Here is a 20088-nt window from a genome sequence, read left to right on the forward strand (position 1 = left end):
ACGCGGATGCATTCTTATCCCCCTCATCTACACAATTTCGCGGATTATAAAAACTAACGGATTGACCATAAACCGGCAGACCCTAAGAACAAACTCATCCACCCCGCTGATCCCGACATCTATATTGCCCCAGTCCGCTCCTGCCGGTGCCGGAACATCCAGCCCGTACTGCTCCATGATTCTCTCCTTAGTCTCGTCGGCAGGTACGCCGCCCCTTCCTACCGCACCAGCCTGGGAACAGGCCAGCACCAGGACGAGCACAATTGTGATTATAGCCTTATATCTATTCTTCATCGCACGCTCCTATGATAAATGTTCTCGCAGATACCATAGTTCCCTCCCTCCTGACTCTCTATTATGGTTAAGTATATATGAGATGGAACAAGTTGTAAAAGGGGACCAGGATCAGCCGCCTTATGGAAGTTTTGCACCTTTTAAACAAAAGTCGTAACCTTTTAAAGGAGAATACACTATGTTACAAAAAATCAGAACTATCACTACATGGACTGTTATTTTTGTTTTTTTGTTATTCGTCACAGCCTGTGGTAAGGAAGATACAGTTTTTAAAGGGGTTATCCACACAGTAGATATAGAGCATAAAAGGATTTTAGTAATTTCTCAGTTGCATGAAGAAGATTTGGGTAAGGAGTACAAGGATGTTCTCGAATCTAATAAGTACTCTCAAGCCATTTGGGTAAATAAAATTGATCCTTCTAACTATAATAAAGGCGATGTGGTTGAAGTGTTCTATACCTCAAGCGATGATTCATTTCCAGCACAAGTTACCGCCAAAAAAATTGTGAAATCAACCCTGGAGCAATGAAGTAAACTACTTTCTGCCTCTCCCCCACGCTAACAATTGGGAGAGGTTTTTTGATGCTCCTTGAATAGTGTCTGTTCATACCTTAGTCCGTGTTATATTAATTAAGAGGTGAATTTTATGAACGGAAAGAAAGTTATCATTATTCTCCTTGCCATCTCATTACTGGGTGTAATCCTTTTCTTCGGAATAAGTTATATATTATTATGGTATATCTTTAATAATTAAGACCTGATACCACATACGGATGAAGTGCCCTTCTATTCAACAACTTCAGATCATGCTATAATCCCCAACAAGAGGTGATACCGCTGAAATTTATAATCGTTGTGTTAATAATCTTGTTTGTCTTTGGCTTTTTTAAAAAGAAGAAGTTATGACATAACCCCGTATTTCAATATATTTCTTAGGAGGACGGCCAGTAATGATTCAGTCCATTGTACATATTGCTTTGGTTGTAAAGGATTATGATGAGGCGATCGAATTCTATACGAAAAAATTGCATTTCACGTTAGTTGAAGATATTTATCAACCAGAGCAAGATAAACGATGGGTAGTAATTTCTCCTCCTGGCTCTATTGGTACGACAATTCTACTAGCCAGAGCCTCTAAGCCCGAACAAGAGCAGTTTGTTGGTAACCAGACTGGTGGCCGGGTATTTCTCTTTCTAAACACCGACGACTTTTGGAGAGATTATAATGAAATGGTCTCCAGGGGAATAGAATTTGTTAGAGATCCCCAAGAACAATCTTACGGAATAGTAGCTGTTTTCAAAGATTTATATGGTAATCAGTGGGATCTGCTGCAAATGAATGAAGATCATCCCATTTCTAAACGCATGAAGTGATCCACATGAGTGAGTCTCGAATTAATCTAACGGGTCATGTTTGTTCAATAAATGATTTCTTATACATTCAATGCTATGCTAATGGCTTATCAGCTTCTTTAAAGGAGAGCGTGCGGTTAACCCGCCCCTTTATTGAAGTGTAGTAATTACGTCCACTCCATATTGATTTGAGCAACATATTCTGTTGTATGTCAAATTATAAGGAGGCAGCTACTATGTCGTGCCCACATCATAAAAAAGTAATTGTCGTAAAACTGCGCCCGGGTCAAAAAGCGATTATCGTTTGTAAGCATAAAAAACGCCGGCGCCATTGTTAAGGTGAACTAAAAAGAACGCTCATATGAGCGTTCTTTTTTCATTTCCATTTCACTGATCAATATTTTCTTTCCGGCATTGGGCTGGTAACGAGTTATGGTTGGATGGTTAAGGGAGACGCCCGCCACCGCCCGCCACACAAAAAAACCCCCGGCGCTTAGAGCGCCAAGGGCTGCTGTATCCTAGTAAAGCGTCATGTACTGATCTCTTTCCCATTCGTGAACCTGGGTCCGGTAGATGTCCCATTCAATTTCCTTAAGCTCATAGAAGTGGGCCAGCGCATGTTCGCCGAGAGCTTCGGTGATGACATGGCTGCGGACCATTTCGTTCAGGGCTTCCTTCAGATCGGACGGCAGGCTTGGGATGCCTTCTTCAATCCGCTCTTCTTCGGACATCACATAGATGTTACGGTCGATTGGAGCCGGAAGATCCATCTTACGTTTGATTCCATCGAGACCTGCCTTCAGCATTACAGCCAGTGCAAGGTAAGGGTTAGCCGCCGGGTCCGGATTACGAACCTCAACGCGTGTGCTGAGCCCTCTCGAAGCCGGAATACGGATCATCGGGCTACGGTTACTTGCAGACCAGGCAACGTAGCAAGGTGCTTCATAACCAGGTACCAGACGTTTGTAAGAGTTAACGGTCGGGTTCGTAATTGCAGCAAAAGCACGTGCGTGCTTCAGAATCCCTGCCATGTAATAACGGGCTGTCTTGCTAAGACCGAGTGTGTCGCTCTCATCATAGAACATATTCTCGCTGCCATTGAACAGGGATTGGTGAGCGTGCATACCAGATCCGTTCATGCCGAACAGTGGCTTAGGCATAAAGGTTGCATGCAGGCCGTGATGACGGGCTATCGTCTTCACGACAAGCTTGAAGGTCTGAATCTGATCCGCTGCCTTGATGGCATCGGCGTATTTGAAGTCAATCTCATGCTGGCCGGAAGCCACTTCATGGTGGGAGGCTTCAACCTCAAAGCCCATTTCCTCCAGGGTCAATACGATTTCACGGCGGCAGTTCTCCCCAAGATCCATCGGTGCCAAGTCGAAATATCCGCCCTGGTCGTTCAGTTCTGTGGTCGGGTTGCCCTTCTCGTCGGTTCTGAACAGGAAGAATTCAGGCTCGGGTCCAACGTTCATAGCTGTGAAGCCCATTTCTTCCGCTTCCTGCAGACAACGCTTCAGGATACCGCGCGGGTCTCCGGCAAACGGTGTTCCGTCCGGCATGTACACATCACAAATCAAACGTGCTACACGGCTGTCCGTCACCCAAGGGAAGATTACCCAGGTGCTGAGGTCCGGGTACAGATACATGTCAGATTCTTCAATCCGCACATACCCTTCAATGGAAGAGCCATCGAACATCATTTTATTGTCGAGTGCCTTTTCAAGCTGGCTTACAGGAATTTCTACATTCTTGATCGTTCCTAACAGATCGGTAAATTGCAGGCGAATAAACCGGACGTTTTCGTCCTTGGCGATGCGCAGAATATCCTCTTTAGAAAAGCTCACTTTACCCTCTCCCTTTCAAAATCTCTATATTATTTATTAAAAAACCGGGATAGCTCACCTTGGATTAGAGACACTTGTCCCGGTCTTTTACCGGAAACCAGCTCCTGCTTAAGCAGACGGTGAAGCTGTGAATCAGACAACTCTCTACGTCTCACCTCTGTGTCAGGCGTAATAACCGTAGCTTCTTCAGATTCCTTCGAGACAGGATTCATCACCTGCTTGATGCCGGCAATATTAACACCCTTCTCAATCAACGCCTTGATCTCGAGCAGCCGTTCGACATCATTAAAGGAGAACAAACGCTGGTTGCCGGATGTACGCGCAGGTACGATCAGGCTATGCTGCTCATAATAACGAATTTGTCTGGCGGACAGATCCGTTAACTTCATTACGATTCCGATAGGGAATAATGCCATATTTCTGCGGATTTCATCACCCATGACTCATCCAACCTTCCAATGATCTTTTTCTCATCTCATTGTACATTTCCTTATATGGCGTGTCAATGGTATGTGAGTTTTTCTCACAAGATTTCTTGCGATCCTTGTGATACCCTTGTGAGATTAGCTGATCATTGTGGTGGATTTAGTAGATTTAGTTTCCCGAAGTATATCATATACACTAATCTTCAAGCAAAAATAACGTGGAACCCCGCCATCTTCCACATTCCTCCAGCCATTAATAGCTAGACAGTAGACCTCATGTCATGTCCGCTTCGATGACCCATTCGCCTTCTCCGGCCGGAGTCTCGAATCCATTCAAAAACCGGGTCAGGATCTCCCCGGTAATCGGAAATGCCGCATTGGCGTCCATCCGTACGTTCCTCAGAAGCAGCCTCTGCCGCAACTCATCAGGCTGCACCTTGAGATGAATCAAAGCCCACTCCCCGCCGTGCTGCCCGATCAGCTGCTTGTATTCATCCCGTCTCCGGCGCTGCCAAAAGCTGAAATCAACCACAACATGGCGTCCCGCCTGAATCAGCCGCACAAGCTCACCCCGCAGCTTCACCTCTGCCTGCTCCTTGAAGGATTCATAATCCGCTTCAGGATAATCCACACCAAACCTGCCATGGGTACTCCAGATTTCCTCATCAATGGACAGCCGGGCAAACCCCTCATGCTCAAGTTTGAGTGCAAAGGTAGTTTTGCCCGAGCCTGCCACACCGCACATCAATACGACAAGCGGAGCTTTATCTGTACCTGCCCGCTGCAAGCACTTTTCCACTGCTGCTGATTCACGCAATCGGCCCTGCCTCCTTGTAAGCTTACATCTCTCTTAAGGTTTCTTTGTGCCCAGCTATAACAAGTTGCGCTCCCTCATACTTTGCAGGGCCATCAACACTCCGTATTTCACATGGGAATAGGTTAATCCTCCCTGCATATACCCGATATACGGTGCCCGGATGGGCGCATCCGCTGACAGCTCCAGACTGCCGCCCTGAATGAACGTCCCCGCCGCCATGATAACAGGATGCTCATACCCGGGCATATCCCAAGGCTCCGGCACGACATGACTGTCTACCGCCGCTGCGCGCTGGATCCCCTGAACGAAGGCAATCAGATGCTCGGGTCCATCAAAAGCTACCGCCTGGATCAGATCCGTACGCGGTTCATCCCATGCCGGCTTGGTAGTGAAGCCGCAGCGCTGAAACACGGCAGAAGCAAATATACTGCCCTTTACAGCCTGTCCCACTGTATGCGGGGCCATGAACAGCCCCTGATACAAGCCGCGCGTTGTACCCAGCATGGCTCCGACTTCCCCGCCAATCCCCGGCGCAGTCAGGCGGTAAGCCGCCAGCTCCACCAGGTCTGCACGGCCGCAGATATAACCGCCTGTCTCGGCGATGCCCCCGCCGGGATTCTTGATCAGCGAACCGGCCACAAGATCAGCGCCGACCTGCGGCGGCTCCAGCGTCTCGGTGAACTCTCCGTAACAGTTATCCACGAATACGATGAGATCCGGCTTAATGGCTTTTACCCGGGCTGTCATCTCGCCAATCTCGGCGACAGTGAAGGACGAACGCCAGTCATAGCCGCGCGAACGCTGGATTCCGATCACCTTGGTCTTCTCATTAACCGCTAAAGTGACCGCGTCCCAGTCAATGGTGCCATCCTCTGTCAGCGCAGTCTCACGGTAGCCAATGCCGAAATCTGCCAGGGAGCCTGTCCCGTCGCCCGGCTTGCCGACTACTTTGTGCAGGGTATCGTAGGGGCGGCCTGTAATGTATAATAGCTCATCTCCGGGTCTTAGCACGCCGAAGAGTGCTGTTGAGATTGTATGAGTGCCCGAAGCGAAATGCGGCCGTACCAAGGCGGCTTCCGCACCAAATACCTCGGCATAGACCAGATCCAGCACTTCACGCCCCCGGTCATTATAGGCGTATCCGGTGGAGCCTGCGAAGTGGAAATCACTCACATGCTGACGCTGGAAGGCTTCGATTACCTTCCACTGATTATAATCCACAATTCGGTCCAATGCCTTAACAGCACCTTCGATTTCAAGCTCTGCAGCTTCCGCTGCCTGTAATAGATCCTCTGCAAATACTGCCATTTCCCGTTGATCTCTCCTAACATTGCTATATAATATTGACCCGATTCCGCGAGAAACCCCGCACAGCAAAGTGTGCCTGGATCTCGTCCGGGCACACTAATGTTTGTACGGGGATATGGAATCCTTATTGCGGCTCCACGAATTCGGCCAGCTTGTAGCTCCATTTATCATAGTCTTCCTTGTTCAGCCGGACGTTATAGAGCACATCATTCTCCTCGTAATTCTGCTCAAGGACCTCTCCTACCCGGTAGAGCAGAGATGACAGATCCCCGCGGTCTCCGGGAATGCGGAAGATAAGCGTATCCCCGGCCAGCTGGCCAGCGATCATCTCAGTAATCCTCAGAAGGTCGTCCTCATTAAAAGCACTGATCTTCAAGAAACCCTCGCCTGCGGGTAGCATCTCAAGCTGTTCCGGCTGGCACAGGTCGATTTTGTTGAACAATACGATCTGCGGCTTCCCGGCCGCCCCCAGATCCTGCAGAATCGACTGGACGACGTCCATCTGCTCCTCACGCATCGGAGAAGACGAATCAACTACATGCAGCACCAGATTGGCCTCATTCACTTCCTCCAGCGTAGCGCGGAAAGAGGCTACCAGATCATGCGGCAGATTCTGAATGAACCCGACGGTATCTGTTAGGACAACTTCCTTACCGCCTGGAAGCTGTAGCACCCGTGAGGTCGGGTCAAGGGTCGCAAACAACTGGTTCTCAATATACACGTCGGCATCTGTAAGCTGTTTGAGCAGCGTGGACTTGCCGGCATTGGTATAGCCCACCAGCGCCACCTGAACCGCGCCGCTCTTGCGGCGGCGTTCACGGTGCAGCTCACGTGTCTTCACAACCTCATCCAGCTGGCGCTTCAGCTCGGTAATCCGGTCGCGGATATGCCGGCGGTCGGTCTCCAGCTTGCTCTCCCCCGGACCTCTCGTACCGATCCCGCCGCCGAGCCGGGACAGATTCTTGCCGTGCCCCGACAGGCGCGGCAGAAGATAGGACAGCTGGGCCAGCTCCACCTGGATGATCCCTTCCCGGGTTTTCGCCCGTCCGGCAAAGATGTCCAGAATCAGCTGGGTGCGGTCAATAATCTTAAGATCCAGGGCTTCCTCCAGATTGCGTACCTGTGCCCCGGACAGCTCCTGGTCGAAGATAGCGGTATTCGCGCCAAGCCCGTCAGCAGCCATTCTCAGCTCCTCTACCTTGCCTTTACCGATAAACCATTTGGAATCCGGGGTTTCTTTATTCTGCCGGAGGACATCCAGCACCTCGACCCCGGCAGTCTCTGCCAATTGGACCAGCTCCTGAAGAGACAGCTCCGGATCTATCCCTGTGCGTTTGATTTTGTCTGTCACCAGGCTGACGAGGATTGCCCGGTCCTGTACATCGGTCTCTGTGTCATGTGTTGTCGTTGCCATTCATTCCATGCTCCTTATCTGTTCTTCATCTACAGCAGTCTAATTCTTAGAGCAGCCCTACCACCTGAAATCCTCCGTCCGCAGCGTCATCAGCTCCTGCTTGCCCGGACTTGTGCTCTCATACTGGTTCAGCAGCCTTACAGCCTGAGCCCGTACAGCCTTCTCAATACTGTTGCGTACATATCTTGCATTGCTGAATGCATGCAGGCTCTCTGTTTTTTCTATAAGCAAATGCTGCTTGAGTTTGAGTATGGCCTGCGGCATCAGAATATAATCACGCTCTTTGGACATCAGCTCGGCAATCTGCAGCAGCTGGTCGATGGTATAGTCGGGAAATTCGACCTGAATCGGAAACCGCGAAGGCAGTCCCGGATTGCTCATCAGAAAATAGTCGATCTCGCCGGAATACCCGGCCAGAATCAGCACAAACTGACTGCGGTGGTCCTCCATGGATTTGACCAGTGTGTCGATGGCCTCCTTGCCGAAATCCTTGTCTCCGCCCCGGGCCAGACTATAGGCTTCATCAATGAACAGAATGCCGCCGAGCGCTTTTTTGACCAGATCCCGCGTCTTCTGGGCTGTATGTCCGATGTACTCACCTACCAGATCAGCCCGCTCAACTTCAATTAAATGCCCCTTACTGAGGACACCCATCCGCTGGAACAGCTTCGCTATAATCCGTGCAACGGTTGTTTTGCCTGTGCCCGGATTCCCCTTGAACACCATATGATAGGCCTGGCTTCCGCTGGCAAGTCCGGCTTCACTGCGCATCTGGGCCACCTGCAACAGGGCATATATCTCGAATACCAGCTCTTTGATGTTATCCAGACCTACAAGTGCATCCAGCTCCCTGCTCAGCTCCTGGAACAGTCCGCTATGGCTGCCGGTTTTGGGAGGAACTGAGCCCCCCGTGCTATCAGCCGGCAGACTGGTCACCGGAGCCGGAGCCTGATTATTCAGCACAATGTTAATCTGCCTGGACGGTCTGCGTTCATCCCGTCCGCTGCTTGCCGCCGCTACATGTCCGTTCACCTAGTTCACCTCATTATACAGGTCTGACTTGCTCTAACCAGTCTATTCCAGTGGCTAAGGTGATATTAGCAGTTTCGGAAATTAGCAGATTTACAAAGACAGCTGCTGGAATTTCCATTTGGTATAAGCCAGGATCTCACGGGACTTGTATTTAAGCATCGACATGACCTTAGACTCCGTAACACCCAGCTGCGGGTTCTTATACCCAAGCTCACGCGCGGTCTCCAGAGCACGGCGTCCGTGGAAATCATGTGTAATAATTACTGTAGAGGACAGCCCTTTTTCCTGCAAAACCTTCTTACTGAACAGCAGGTTCTCGTAAGTACTGGTAGACTGGCTCTCCAGGTAGATCACCTTCTCCGGCACGCCATGGGCCACCAGATACCTCTTCATTCCTTCGGCTTCCGTATACTTATAATCCGGCTGATCCAGACCCCCGGAGACGACGAAGTGGCTGAATGATCCCGAGCGATACAGCTCAAGCCCGTAATCCAGCCGTTCCTTCAGCCCGGGACTGGGTTCATCCCCCCACATCGACATGCCCAGAATTACACCCGCATCCGCCTTCACCATAGGTGAGGTGGTTACGGCACTGTTAATTCTGTTGAACACCAGTCCGCACCAGAACAATCCGGCTATAACCAGGACCAGAAGCGTAACCAGCAACACCCGTTTCCGGCGGGGGTGATGGCGCTTCCGTGAGACTTTGCGGATAGGGGATGATCCCCGTTTATAGACATACCATTCCATGATTATTTCCTCCTGAATTCTCCGTGATGAAACAATTCGGCCCGATGCTTGAGTGAAAGGGAGAAATACGGAAAGGCATGAGCGTCTATAGCGCGCAGGATCGAATGGGCTGTCGACCAGGCTAAATTATAATCACTGTCTGTGATATCTTCCCGCTCCAGCGCCTCCTCCAGTTCATCCTCGTCCAGCAAAAACACTTCACCATTCCACAGCACCACAACGTCCAGGTACAAATCATCGAACCAGGGCACCCCCTGATCCGTTACTCCCTGGACCTTGCAGGTGTCAATATACCACTGCACGATATTTTGCCGTTCATCAAACATGGCCGTCACAATATAGTGGCCGTCCTTGGGAAAATACTGCAGCCATGAATATCCCTTGTCCGCTATGCGGTATGTATGCCTGCCATAACTCTTCCATAGCGGCTCTTTCAGCCCGTAAATGGTGTAGAGTGTGATATAACCGCTGAATTCCCGGGTTTCCACATAGCGGCAGGCAAAATGGCGGCGCGTAATTCTGCGCCAGTTGGCCCGGTCTCCGAATTTACGTTTCATATGAATAACCCTCTTCTGATAATGGTGCATACAGCTTAACACATTTCGCATAGACACTCAAAGCAAGCAAATAGAAAAACCCGGCAGCCGGGAATTCTGCCTGTTGCAGAGCTCCCGGAGCTGCCGGGGGAAAAGTTGCTTATTGTGAACATCCGCCTTACAGCACTTCTATTACGGTGTGCCGGTTCCTTCTACGAAGCCGTTGCCCGGATCACCGGCCGGATCTGTCCCGGCATCGGGGATAATTCCCGGATCGACAGTGTTGCTTGTAGCCTCCGGTGTCGGCAAAGGCTCCTCCGTGGCCACAGGAGGCGGAGTAATCTCAGGCGGCGATGTTGCTGCTCCGCTGCCGTTGTCTCCTCCTTCGCCATTCCCGTGATTGCCCGGGCCATTATTGCCAGGTCCAGGATCTAGCGGATTGCCGCCGTTCTCCCCGTTGCCTGGGTTACCTCCGTTGTCCGGGTTGTCCGGATTGTCGGGATTATCCGTAGGCATAGCCGGATCAAGGGTCGGTTCCGGCTCCGGTGTCTGCAGTTCGTCCTGCACAGATACTGTCACCGTCTCCGAAGGCTCACTCTCTACACTAAGCTCCTGATAATACGCAGTAACGTAATACTCATAGGACAGCCCCGGCATGGCGCTGATATCCCCAATATTCGTTGCCATAGTATTCATTAACAGAGTGAAGTCCGCTTCAGAGGTCTCCCGGCGGTAAATACGGTATTCCACCCCGCTAGTCGCCGACGCATTCCAGCTCATGTTGACTGTCATTGTGGCAGCATCGTATGCCGCCTGGAAGCCTGTCACCGCAGATACCGCTTCAGGTGTCGGCGTAGCCTCAACCTCAACCTGATCCGAACCCTTCGGTACAGGGAACTCCTTTGTAGGGACGCCTTCTAGCGCCTTCTCCATGACCTTGCCCCAGAATGCGGCAGCCAGCGGACTGCTGTTCTTCAGCAGACGGGTTTTGCTCGGTTTGTCATACCCCATCCATACGGCGGCCGTCCATTCCGGGGTGTAGCCGACGAACCAGACGTCACGGTTAGAACTAATGCCCTTATACCCGCTCTGGGTGGTTCCGGTCTTACCGGCTACCGGACGGTTGATTTTGGCTTTTTTACCCGTACCGTCCTGTACGACCTTCTGCATCATCTCCGTCATCTGATAAGCAGTGTCTTCACTCATCACACGGTCTGCCTTAGTGTTGGCCTTGTAGACGGTCTTCCCGTCGCTGTCAGCAATCGACTTCACGGAGTACGCCTTCCGCAGCTCTCCGCCATTGGCAAAAGCGCTGTAGGCCTGAGCCATCTCCATAGTATTCGTACCTTCACTCATCCCGCCGAGAGCGAGCGACAGGTTCTTGTCTTCATCCTTCAGATTAATGCCGAGCTTCTTGGCGAACTGGAAGCCGGTATTCACACCGATCTCATTCAGCAGCCATACCGCCGGAATATTCTCTGATTTGGTCAGCGCAACGCTCATGCTGATGGACTTCGAGTATCCGTGCAGGTTATTCGGACAATAATTGCCGAAGCACTGCTTCTCATTACTGAGCATGGAATCATTCGTGAATTTGCCGGATTCCAGGGCCGGTGCATAAGCAACCAGCGGTTTGAAGGCTGAACCCGGTGAGCGGCGGCTGCCGTCGATCCGGCTATAGCCTTTTTTCTCATAATTGCGTCCGCCCATCAGAGCGACTACGCTGCCGTTCTCCTGATTGATGATGGTCATCGAGCCTTGCACCAGCTCATCGTCCACACTTTTCTCAAAGTTATCACTGTCGGCAAAAGCATCCTCAATCGTCTCCTGGGCGTGCTTATCCATGGTGGTGTAGATTTTGTATCCGCCGATGTTCAGGTCATCTTCGGTCAGCCCGAATCTGTCCTCGGCTTCGCCAATCGCATAATCAATGAACGCCTGGTAACGCTGCTTGCCTTTCTCTGGTGGCGTATAGTTATAATCAACAGCCTTGGCCTCGTCCATCTGCTCCTTGGTAATCTTTTTCTGATCATACATAAGCTGAAGAACAACCCCACGGCGTTCTTTGGACAGCTCCGGATTACGCAGCGGATTATAACGGGAAGGCCCCTTAGGCATTGCAGCCAGCGTAGCCATTTCCCAGAGCTCTAGATCGTTCAGATTCTCCTTACCGAAGTATCGGATAGAAGCAGCCTTGATCCCGTAGATGGTCCCGCCGAACGGAATCCGGTTCAGGTACATGGTGATAATATCTTCTTTGGTTTCTGTTTTCTCCAGTGCGACGGCAATCGATACCTCTGTCGCTTTGCGGAAGAAGGTCTTATCCCGATTCAGGAAGATATTCTTGGCAAGCTGCTGGGTAATGGTGCTGCCGCCCTCAACCATACTGCGTGCCGCAATATCCTTGACTGCCGCGCGTCCGATGGACCAGAGATCCACACCGTTGTGATCGAAGAAACGTTTATCCTCGGTGGCTACGAAGGCGGTAATCAGCATCTTGGGAAGATCCTCATAATCTACCGGATCGCTTTTCTCCAGAGACAGCTCTCCGATCAGATTCGCATTCCGGTCAAAAATCTGCGTAGGCGGATACAAGGTTAGCTTATCCCTATTCGCATCCAGCAGCTTCTGGCCGTTCAGCATAATGAACAAATATCCGCCCAGCGCACAAAAAATAGCTAAGGCAATTGAAAAAAACAAACTCCACAGCACACGCTTTTTAGTTAAAAATTTCTTTTTCTTCTTCGGCTTTCCTTTGGAACTCGGCGGCTGGCTTCCTCTGTTTCTATTCCCGCCGTTCCTGGTTAGTTGGTCTCTGGACATATTGCCTCCTGACTCCCTTAACGGAAAAAACAAAAATGATGTTCACGAATGAAAAGAACAACCTTCACAGGTTGCTCTCTGCACTCTCTATTCAAACGATTTATAAACAAAAAGGTTTCGCTTCAAGGCTGTAAAATCTTAAACTTCGCTATTATTGTCCTGCATGAGCGATACGCTGCGCTGTGGTGTAAAGGTGGAAATCGCATGCTTGTACACCATCTGCTGGCGCCCGTCACTGTCGATGACAATGGTGAAGTTGTCGAAGGCTTTGATAATTCCCCGGATTTGAAAGCCGTTGGTCAAATATACTGTAGCAGGGATATTCTCTTTGCGCAGCTGGTTCAAGAACGTATCTTGAATGTTAATGGACTTGTTCATATGACGTACCCCCAATGGTTCAATTAGATTGTTCAGAAGTATATTCAAGACCTGTGAGAAACTTTCCTGCTATTATACCATTTATTTTTGAAAAATTCTCAGAAAAGTTTTGACTCTCCAGGGTGTCGACCCACTGAATCTCCTTCATGTGGCGAAACCATGACAACTGCCGCTTGGCGAACCGGCGGGTATCGCGCTTCAGCAGCACCACAGCTTCCTCCAGCGTCGTCTCGCCCTCCAGATAAGCGGCAATCTCTTTGTAGCCCAGGCCCTGCATAGATACAAGGCTCCTGCCGTAGCCATGTTCGAGCAGCCTCTGCACCTCGGCAACAAGCCCCTCCGCCAGCATCTGATCAATTCGGTCTTCAATACGTTTATATAGTATTTTCCGGTCCATTGTCAAACCGATGAGGCATAAATCGTACGGAGACTCTTTGTTCTGGGCGGCTAGCGAGGCCGACAGCGGAACGTTCGTCTGGTGCTGAATCTCCAGCGCACGGATGATCCGCCGGCGGTCATTGGGATGCAGCCGCTCTGCGCTGGCCGGATCTACCGCCGCCAGACGGGCGTGCAGAGCCTCAGCCCCGTGCTCTTCCGCGTAGGCTTCCTGCTCACTGCGGAAGGCCTCGTCGGCCACCGCTTCAGAGAAGCGGAAGCCGTAACACAGCGCTTCAATATAGAGGCCTGTTCCGCCTACGATAAAAGGCAGCTTGCCTCTGCTGCTGATCTCTTCGATCAGTCGGGCTCCCTGCTCCTGAAATTCAGCGGTGGAATACGCATCCTGCGGATCATGAATGTCAATCAGATGATGGGGAATACCCTTCATCTCGGCAGGGGTAATCTTCGCTGTTCCGATATCCATGCCACGGTAGACCTGCATCGAATCCCCGGAGATGATCTCTGCCCCGTGTGCCTCCGCCAGCTCCAGACTCAGCCGGGTCTTCCCGACTGCCGTCGGCCCCAGCAGCACAAGCACCTTACGTTTAGTCTCAGTTGTCAATGGTAATCACCCCGTACGATGTTTTGGCATTAGCCCTCAGCAGCTCCGTGAAGCCCAGCCGGGCGAATTCGCCGCTCAGCGCCTTCTCCTTCAGAAGCACCGTCTTACGCGCAACTCTCAGCGCCTCGGCTACGCTTGCAGCCGACAATGCAGCAGGATTGGCAAATTGCCGCAGCGGTGAGATCGCGGCCGAATCGGTCAGCGGCACCCGGAACATCGGATCGAAATAGATGATATCAATACTGTTGTCCGGCTGGGCCTTCAGATACTCCAGATGATCGCCGAGCTGCACATTGATGCGGCGCAGCGCTTCATTCACCTTAATCTGGCCGGAAACATACTGGCTCATCCCCTCCAGCAGCAGCGCATACAGCGGCAGCGAGCTCTCCAATGCCGTGACCTTGGAGTGTTCACCTCCGGTGACGGCAAACAGCAGCGAGTCCGCTCCGAGTCCCGCCGTACAGTCCAGCACACTGTCGCCGGGTACCATGCCTGCGGCATCAATCATGGGATCGGGCTCTCCCCGCAGCATCCGCTTGGCGCGGACGAAGCCCATGCTGGGATGGAACTCCATAGGCGGCATTCCCGGCGTGATCAGCCGGACGGCCTCCTGCAGAACAACCAGAATCTGCTCGTCCCCGTAGTGCTCCATAAGCCTCGGCATGGAGAATTTGTCCCGGGGAGCATAGGCACAGCCCGTGCGGTCCGCGAGCTTCCGGGCCCGTGTAACCACTTCCGGTATCGGGTCAAAGCCCGTAGTTATAATCATGTTACCTCCGTTCCGCACTCTTCAAATGTACAATATAGCCGTTACATAACGCGCTTAAACAGTTTTTCCAGATCATAGGCCGAGAAAGATACAACGATCGGGCGTCCATGCGGGCAGGTATAAGGCTGACGGCAGGCAGCGAGTCTTGTCAGCAGCGACTCCACTTCCAGCTCTGTAAGCTTCTGGTTAGCCTTAATTGAAGCCTTGCAGGAGCATAGAATGGAAGATTTCTCGCGCAGCTTAGCGAGGTCAATCGACCGTTCGCTCAGCACCCACTCCGCCATCTCCTCGATCACCGCCTTCTCATCGCCTTCCGGGAACCAGTACGGCAAGGAACGGACCAGGAAGGTCTGCCCGCCGAAGTGCTCAAGGATAACCCCGGCCTGCTCGAACCAGTGCAGCCGTTCGCTGAGCTGCCTGCTCTCCGAAGGTGTAAACTCCAGCGTGATCGGCAAAAGCAGCTCCTGCGAGGCATCCTCGGGCTTGCCGAACTTCTCGTAATAAAATTCATAATTCACCCGCTCATGAGCAGCATGCTGGTCAATCAGGTACAGGCCGCTGTCATTCTGGGCGATAATATACGTTCCGTGATGCTGGCCGATATAATTCAGCTCCGGGAACTGCGGAAGGCCGGAGCTGTCCGGGTCCACAGGAGCGTACAGCTCCCCGGCTGACGGCTGCTGCCCGCGCCCGGCCATCGCCGCCTGGGGGCGGTAGCTATTGTCACGCGGACCGGAGGACGGCTGTGCAGCACCACTCCGGTAAGGAGCAGGCGCCGGAGCCCCTCCGCTATAAGCCGCTGCCGTTTCCCTGGCCTGAAGCTGCTGCGGATTCCCGGATGCCGGGGCAGCATAGGGGCTGACGGCAGGTGAGGAGGCAGATCCCATTAGCGGACCTCCGCTGTCAGCGGATGGAGACCCGCTCCGTCCGCCGGAAGACAGCGGATGGCTGCCTCCTCCGTCAGGAATTCCCTGGACGGAACTATACTGGCCGGAAGCATTCTCTGTACCGGCTGCTCCGGCACCTTGTTGCACAGCCCCCGGGGCATTCCCTTTGGAGAAGGCGAATTGTTCCTGAATGAACGAGCTGCTGTTCTTCCCGCCGATGATCTCTTTTGTTGGACGCGGAATCAGGCTCTGCCCCATGAGCAGCGAGCGGAGCTGCTGTTCCACGAATCCGTACAGCTCAGGTTCTTTGCTGAAGCGGACCTCCAGCTTGGCCGGATGCACATTGACGTCAACAAGGGACGGGTGCATCTCCAGCTTCAGCACCAGCAGCGGATAACGGTTAATTGGCAATAGCGTATGGTAAGCGCGCATGATTGCAGCGTTCAGTCCATTGCTGCGGACGTACCGTCCGCCGACCAGCGTCGTAACTGCATTACGGTTCGAGCGTGTCCACTCCGGGCGGCTGATATAGCCGGAGATCCGGAAGTCCGGGTCTTCCGCCGATACCGGCAGCATGGCTTTGGCGGCAGAGGTGCCGTATACGGCGGCAATCACCTGCAGCAGGTCGCCGTTGCCCAGCGTATGCAGCAATTGGTTACTATTATGCTGCAAGGTGAAGGAGATATCAGGATGAGCCAGTGCCATCCGGTACATCGCATCCGAAATATGGCCCAGCTCAGTCTGGATACTCTTCATATACTTGAGCCGTGCCGGAGTATTGTAGAATAGCTCCCGTACGCTGAGATCACTGCCCTTGCCGCAAGCAGCATCTTCATTGCGGATCAATCTGCCGCCTTCTATGTCCAGCACCCGTCCCTTACCGTCATCTTCGCTTGCGGTCAGCAGCGTCAGCTTCGAGACCGCCGCGATACTTGCCAGCGCTTCCCCACGGAAGCCGAGGCTGGTGATCAGGAACAGATCACGGCCGCTCGCAATTTTGCTGGTGGCGTGGCGGTAGAAGGCAGTCTCGCAATCCTCCGGCTCAATCCCGGACCCATTATCCTTAACCCGGATGCTCTGCAGTCCGCCCTCTTCCACCGAGACTTCAATACGGGTGCTGCCAGCATCAATCGCATTCTCCACAAGCTCCTTCACTACGGAGGCCGGGCGCTCCACTACCTCCCCGGCAGCAATCTGGTTGGCAATATGCTCGTCCAGCACATGAATTTTAGCCATATTCGTTCACCTCGCATTGGTTTATTTTATAGACAGTGTTGAACATTAACGGACTGTAAAAGCCTTATTTGGATCAAAACAGCCCCTCACGGGGACCGAACGGACTAGAGTGCGCTTATTTCCTCTCCAGCAACTAACATGGGGTGAAATAACCTGACATAAGCGCCACTGTGTCCGCAAGCTTGCAAAAAGCATACTTCTATAAGGAATAAGGGCACCTCAGTCCGCACCGTGCTATACGTTAAACAGATTGCTGTCAGCAATTCCGCTGAATTACAGCTCCCGGGCCTTCATCTTCAAATCATTCAGCAGGCCCATCGCCTGCAGCGGGGTCATGTTCATCAGATCCGCACCCTGAACGGCCGAGATCAGCTCTTTCAGCAGCGGATTTTCTTTGACTGCCGGTGCTGCTGCTCCGCCTTTGCGGTTCTTACGCGGCTCTTCCCCGCCAAAAATAGACAGCTGCACAACCTCATTGTCCTCTTCTTCCACAGGAGTAGCAAGTGAAACGGCTGCTTCCCGCTGACCGGCAGCCACTTGAGCGGCTGCTTCAGATGTAGGTGCTGAATGGACTGGGGCAGCCTGTTGTTCCTGAATCCCCGGACCGCTCCGGTCTTTGTAGTCTGTACCATAATTCAGCGGAGCGCTGCCCGGCGGAGATGCCTGCTCGATGCTCTGGAGCAATCCGTAGGCACGGTCAATAATCCCCTCCGGCAGTCCCGCCAGCCGCGCGCAGTAGATCCCGTAGCTGCTGTCCGCCGCTCCCGGCACAAGCTTGCGCAGGAAGTTGACCTTGTCTCCGCTCTCCTGCACCGCCATCGAATAGTTCCGCAGACCGCTGAGGCTCTGCTCCAGATGGGCCAGCTCATGGAAATGCGTGGAGACCAGTGCTTTGCAGGCAATGGTGTCATGCACATATTCGATAACAGCCTGGGCAATTGCCATCCCCTCGCTGGTTGAGGTCCCCCGGCCCAGCTCATCTATGATGATCAGACTGCGGGCTGTGGCTTTTTCGGTCATGACCTGAATGTCGGCCATCTCCACCATGAAGGTGCTCTGGCCGCCGATCAGGTCATCCGCTGCACCGATCCGCGTGAAGATGCGGTCGATCAGTGCTACCTCGGCGCTGCCCGCAGGCACGAAGCAGCCGATCTGGGCCATGATGCAGATGAGCGCAACCTGGCGCATATACGTGCTTTTGCCGGCCATGTTCGGCCCTGTTATCAGGAGGATATTGCCCTGGTCCTTGCTGAGGGTGCTGCCGTTCGCAATAAAAGCCGAATCCTTCAGCACCGCCTCGACCACGGGATGGCGTCCCCCTTCGATCCGTAGATCATAGCTGTCGGACAGCTTCGGCTTCACGAACCGGTGCTCGGCACTGACCGCTGCGAGGCACTGATATACATCAATCTCGGCCACCTTCTCGGCAAGCGCCTGCAGGCGCGGAACCTGACTGCTGATCCGCTCGCGCAGTTCGGTGAACAGGCTGTATTCCAGATCTGTCATCTTATCCTGGGCTTCCAGGATCAGCGCTTCCTTCTCCTTCAGTTCCGGGGTCACATAACGCTCGGCATTCGCCAGCGTCTGCTTGCGCTCATAGCGGCCTTCCGGCAGCGAAGAGAGGTTGGAGCGGGTAATTTCTATATAGTAACCGAAAATTTTGTTATAGCCGATCTTGAGGGATTTGATCCCGGTCACCTGGCGTTCCTTCGCTTCAAGCTCTGCAATCCAGCGCTTGCCGCTGCTGCTGGCTTCCCGCAGCTCGTCCAGCCGTTCATGGTAACCCCCGCGGATGATTCCTCCGTCACGGACAGATACCGGTGCATCCTCAACAATCGCCCGTTCGATATCCTCTCGAAGCTCCGCGCATTCATCCATAGCTGCGCCAATCTCCCTTAGGGTAGCCGAGCCGGAGGTCAGGCACATCTCTTTGAGCGCCGGAATCTGTGCCAGAGACAGCTTCAAGGCATTCATATCCCGGCCGTTCGCGCTGCCGAAGGCAATACGCCCCACCAGCCGCTCCAGGTCGTAGATTTCCTTCAGCGCCCCGCGCAGATCCTCGCGGACAATGAACTGGTTATACAGATAGTCGACAGCTTCCAGACGGCGCTCAATCGGCGCGCGCTGCAGCAGCGGCTTATCAATCCGGCGGCGCAGCAGACGGCCCCCCATCGAGGTCTCGGTGCGGTCGAGCAGCCAGAGGAGCGAGCCTTTTTTGGAGCGTTCCCTCACCGTTTCAGTCAGCTCCAGATTACGCCGGGTGAACGGATCGAGAATCATAAAATTCCCGGGCTCGTAAGGTGAAATCTGGGTGAGCTGTCCAAGGGAACGGCGCTGGGTCTCGCTGAAATAAGAGATCAGCAGTGCCAGACACCGTCCGCGCTCCTTCTCCAGCCGGACCCAGGCCGCTTCGCCGAACTGGCGGCGGGCCAGCGTCTCTTCCTGCTTGTCCCACGGCGTATAGACCACAGGCTTAGCCAGCAGGGAAGCTTCACTGCGCAGCTGCTCAAGCAAGGCAGAATCGCCAATAATCTCCGCCGGCTCGTAGATTCCAATCTCGTCGCGCAGCCATTCGGTGCTGGAGAGAACCGATGTGACATACAGCTCACCTGTCGTCAAATCACAGGCAGCCAGTGCCATCATCCCGTCCTCCTCCGTGACGCAGACGAGGTAGTTGTTGCTTTTGTCGGTAATGATTTTGCCATCCATCACCGTGCCCGGTGTAACGACCCGGACGATATCGCGGCGGACCATCCCTTTGGTCACCGCAGGATCATCCAGCTGCTCGCAGATCGCAACCTTGTAGCCCTTCTCGATCAGTCGCTGTATGTACCCCTCGGCGGCATGATACGGCACCCCGCACATTGGAATCTTCTCACCAATTCCGCCGTCGCGGCCTGTTAATGTAATCTCAAGCTCTTTGGATGCAAGTAAGGCATCCTCGAAGAACATTTCATAGAAATCGCCCAGACGAAAGAAAAGGAAAGCGTCTTTAGCCCCTTCCTTTACTCTCAGATACTGCTGAATCATCGGCGTATAGTTTGCCATCGTCTACCTCCATGCCTACTTCATACTGTTCTCTATTATAGCAGAAACTCCGCGCTCAGGGTTACCCTCCGCCGGTCCACAGCTTCTGCCAAAATGAGATTACTTGAAAGAGGGATAGATTGGAGCAGGGGGAGCTTTCAATTTCTATTGCACTTTGTACATCAGTTGACCG

18 protein-coding genes are annotated in these 20088 nt (G+C 52.9%); 3 read left to right on the forward strand and 15 right to left on the reverse strand.

Annotated elements, in window-relative coordinates; genetic code table 11:
* Nucleotides 1-27 precede the first annotated feature (27 nt).
* A complete protein-coding gene (locus KDC22_RS18605) occupies nucleotides 28-294 on the reverse strand; it encodes a hypothetical protein (RefSeq protein ID WP_211719968.1) in 267 nt (88 codons plus the stop codon).
* 178 nt (nucleotides 295-472) lie between these two features.
* Here KDC22_RS18605 and KDC22_RS18610 point away from each other — a divergent pair, with 178 nt between their 5' ends.
* Entirely contained in the window at nucleotides 473-823 is a 351-nt protein-coding gene (locus KDC22_RS18610; RefSeq protein WP_211719969.1) for a DUF3221 domain-containing protein, read from the forward strand.
* A 421-nt stretch (nucleotides 824-1244) separates the two neighbouring features.
* A complete protein-coding gene (locus tag KDC22_RS18615; protein WP_173139579.1) occupies nucleotides 1245-1667 on the forward strand; it encodes a VOC family protein in 423 nt (140 codons plus the stop codon).
* 497 nt (nucleotides 1668-2164) lie between these two features.
* Here KDC22_RS18615 and glnA read toward each other — a convergent pair whose 3' ends face one another.
* From glnA to KDC22_RS18660, 9 genes are all read right to left on the reverse strand, one after another.
* Nucleotides 2165-3493, reverse strand: a complete 1329-nt coding sequence (glnA, locus tag KDC22_RS18620; protein WP_173139581.1) for a type I glutamate--ammonia ligase — start codon at nucleotides 3491-3493, stop codon at nucleotides 2165-2167.
* Nucleotides 3494-3522: 29 nt separating this feature from the next.
* The gene (locus KDC22_RS18625) at nucleotides 3523-3933 is read right to left on the reverse strand and encodes a MerR family transcriptional regulator (protein WP_019910684.1); all 411 of its coding nucleotides are present in this window, start codon (nucleotides 3931-3933) and stop codon (nucleotides 3523-3525) included.
* Nucleotides 3934-4192: 259 nt separating this feature from the next.
* Nucleotides 4193-4735, reverse strand: coding sequence for a P-loop nucleotide/nucleoside kinase family protein (locus KDC22_RS18630; RefSeq protein ID WP_246552746.1), 543 nt, complete (start codon nucleotides 4733-4735; stop codon nucleotides 4193-4195).
* A 54-nt stretch (nucleotides 4736-4789) separates the two neighbouring features.
* A complete protein-coding gene (locus KDC22_RS18635) occupies nucleotides 4790-6043 on the reverse strand; it encodes a methionine gamma-lyase family protein (protein WP_211719970.1) in 1254 nt (417 codons plus the stop codon).
* A gap of 124 nt (nucleotides 6044-6167) precedes the next feature.
* Nucleotides 6168-7457, reverse strand: coding sequence for a GTPase HflX (gene hflX / locus KDC22_RS18640; protein ID WP_211719971.1), 1290 nt, complete (start codon nucleotides 7455-7457; stop codon nucleotides 6168-6170).
* A 57-nt stretch (nucleotides 7458-7514) separates the two neighbouring features.
* Entirely contained in the window at nucleotides 7515-8489 is a 975-nt protein-coding gene (locus KDC22_RS18645; protein WP_173139587.1) for an AAA family ATPase, read from the reverse strand.
* A 90-nt stretch (nucleotides 8490-8579) separates the two neighbouring features.
* Nucleotides 8580-9239 carry a YdcF family protein gene (locus KDC22_RS18650; protein WP_173139589.1) on the reverse strand — a complete coding sequence of 220 codons (660 nt, stop codon included), beginning with the start codon at nucleotides 9237-9239 and terminating at the stop codon, nucleotides 8580-8582.
* 2 nt (nucleotides 9240-9241) lie between these two features.
* Nucleotides 9242-9796, reverse strand: a complete 555-nt coding sequence (locus KDC22_RS18655) for a ribonuclease FAU-1 family protein (RefSeq protein ID WP_173139591.1) — start codon at nucleotides 9794-9796, stop codon at nucleotides 9242-9244.
* 171 nt (nucleotides 9797-9967) lie between these two features.
* Complete coding sequence (locus KDC22_RS18660; RefSeq protein ID WP_343222049.1) at nucleotides 9968-12418, reverse strand: transglycosylase domain-containing protein; 2451 nt, start codon at nucleotides 12416-12418, stop codon at nucleotides 9968-9970.
* Between the two features lies 1 nt (nucleotide 12419).
* Here KDC22_RS18660 and KDC22_RS33870 point away from each other — a divergent pair, with 1 nt between their 5' ends.
* On the forward strand, nucleotides 12420-12650 hold the full coding sequence (locus KDC22_RS33870) for a hypothetical protein (protein WP_343221771.1): 231 nt from the start codon (nucleotides 12420-12422) through the stop codon (nucleotides 12648-12650).
* An 86-nt stretch (nucleotides 12651-12736) separates the two neighbouring features.
* Here the strand turns inward: KDC22_RS33870 and hfq are convergent, their stop codons facing one another.
* From hfq to mutS, 5 genes are all read right to left on the reverse strand, one after another.
* Nucleotides 12737-12976 (reverse strand): RNA chaperone Hfq, encoded by a 240-nt coding sequence (hfq, locus tag KDC22_RS18665; protein ID WP_173139595.1) that lies wholly within the window; start codon nucleotides 12974-12976, stop codon nucleotides 12737-12739.
* Between the two features lie 19 nt (nucleotides 12977-12995).
* The gene (gene miaA / locus KDC22_RS18670; protein ID WP_211719973.1) at nucleotides 12996-13976 is read right to left on the reverse strand and encodes a tRNA (adenosine(37)-N6)-dimethylallyltransferase MiaA; all 981 of its coding nucleotides are present in this window, start codon (nucleotides 13974-13976) and stop codon (nucleotides 12996-12998) included.
* On the reverse strand, nucleotides 13966-14745 hold the full coding sequence (locus KDC22_RS18675; protein WP_211719974.1) for a class I SAM-dependent methyltransferase: 780 nt from the start codon (nucleotides 14743-14745) through the stop codon (nucleotides 13966-13968). Before KDC22_RS18675 ends, miaA begins: the two co-directional genes overlap by 11 nt.
* Nucleotides 14746-14786: 41 nt before the next feature.
* Nucleotides 14787-16868: a DNA mismatch repair endonuclease MutL gene (gene mutL, locus KDC22_RS18680; protein WP_211719975.1), complete on the reverse strand. Its 2082-nt coding sequence runs from the start codon at nucleotides 16866-16868 to the stop codon at nucleotides 14787-14789.
* A gap of 273 nt (nucleotides 16869-17141) precedes the next feature.
* On the reverse strand, nucleotides 17142-19916 hold the full coding sequence (mutS, locus tag KDC22_RS18685) for a DNA mismatch repair protein MutS (protein ID WP_211719976.1): 2775 nt from the start codon (nucleotides 19914-19916) through the stop codon (nucleotides 17142-17144).
* Between the last annotated feature and the right edge of the window lie 172 nt (nucleotides 19917-20088).

The organism is Paenibacillus tritici (genome assembly GCF_018207515.1).
GTDB classification, from domain to species: Bacteria; Bacillota; Bacilli; order Paenibacillales; family Paenibacillaceae; genus Paenibacillus_AQ; species Paenibacillus_AQ tritici.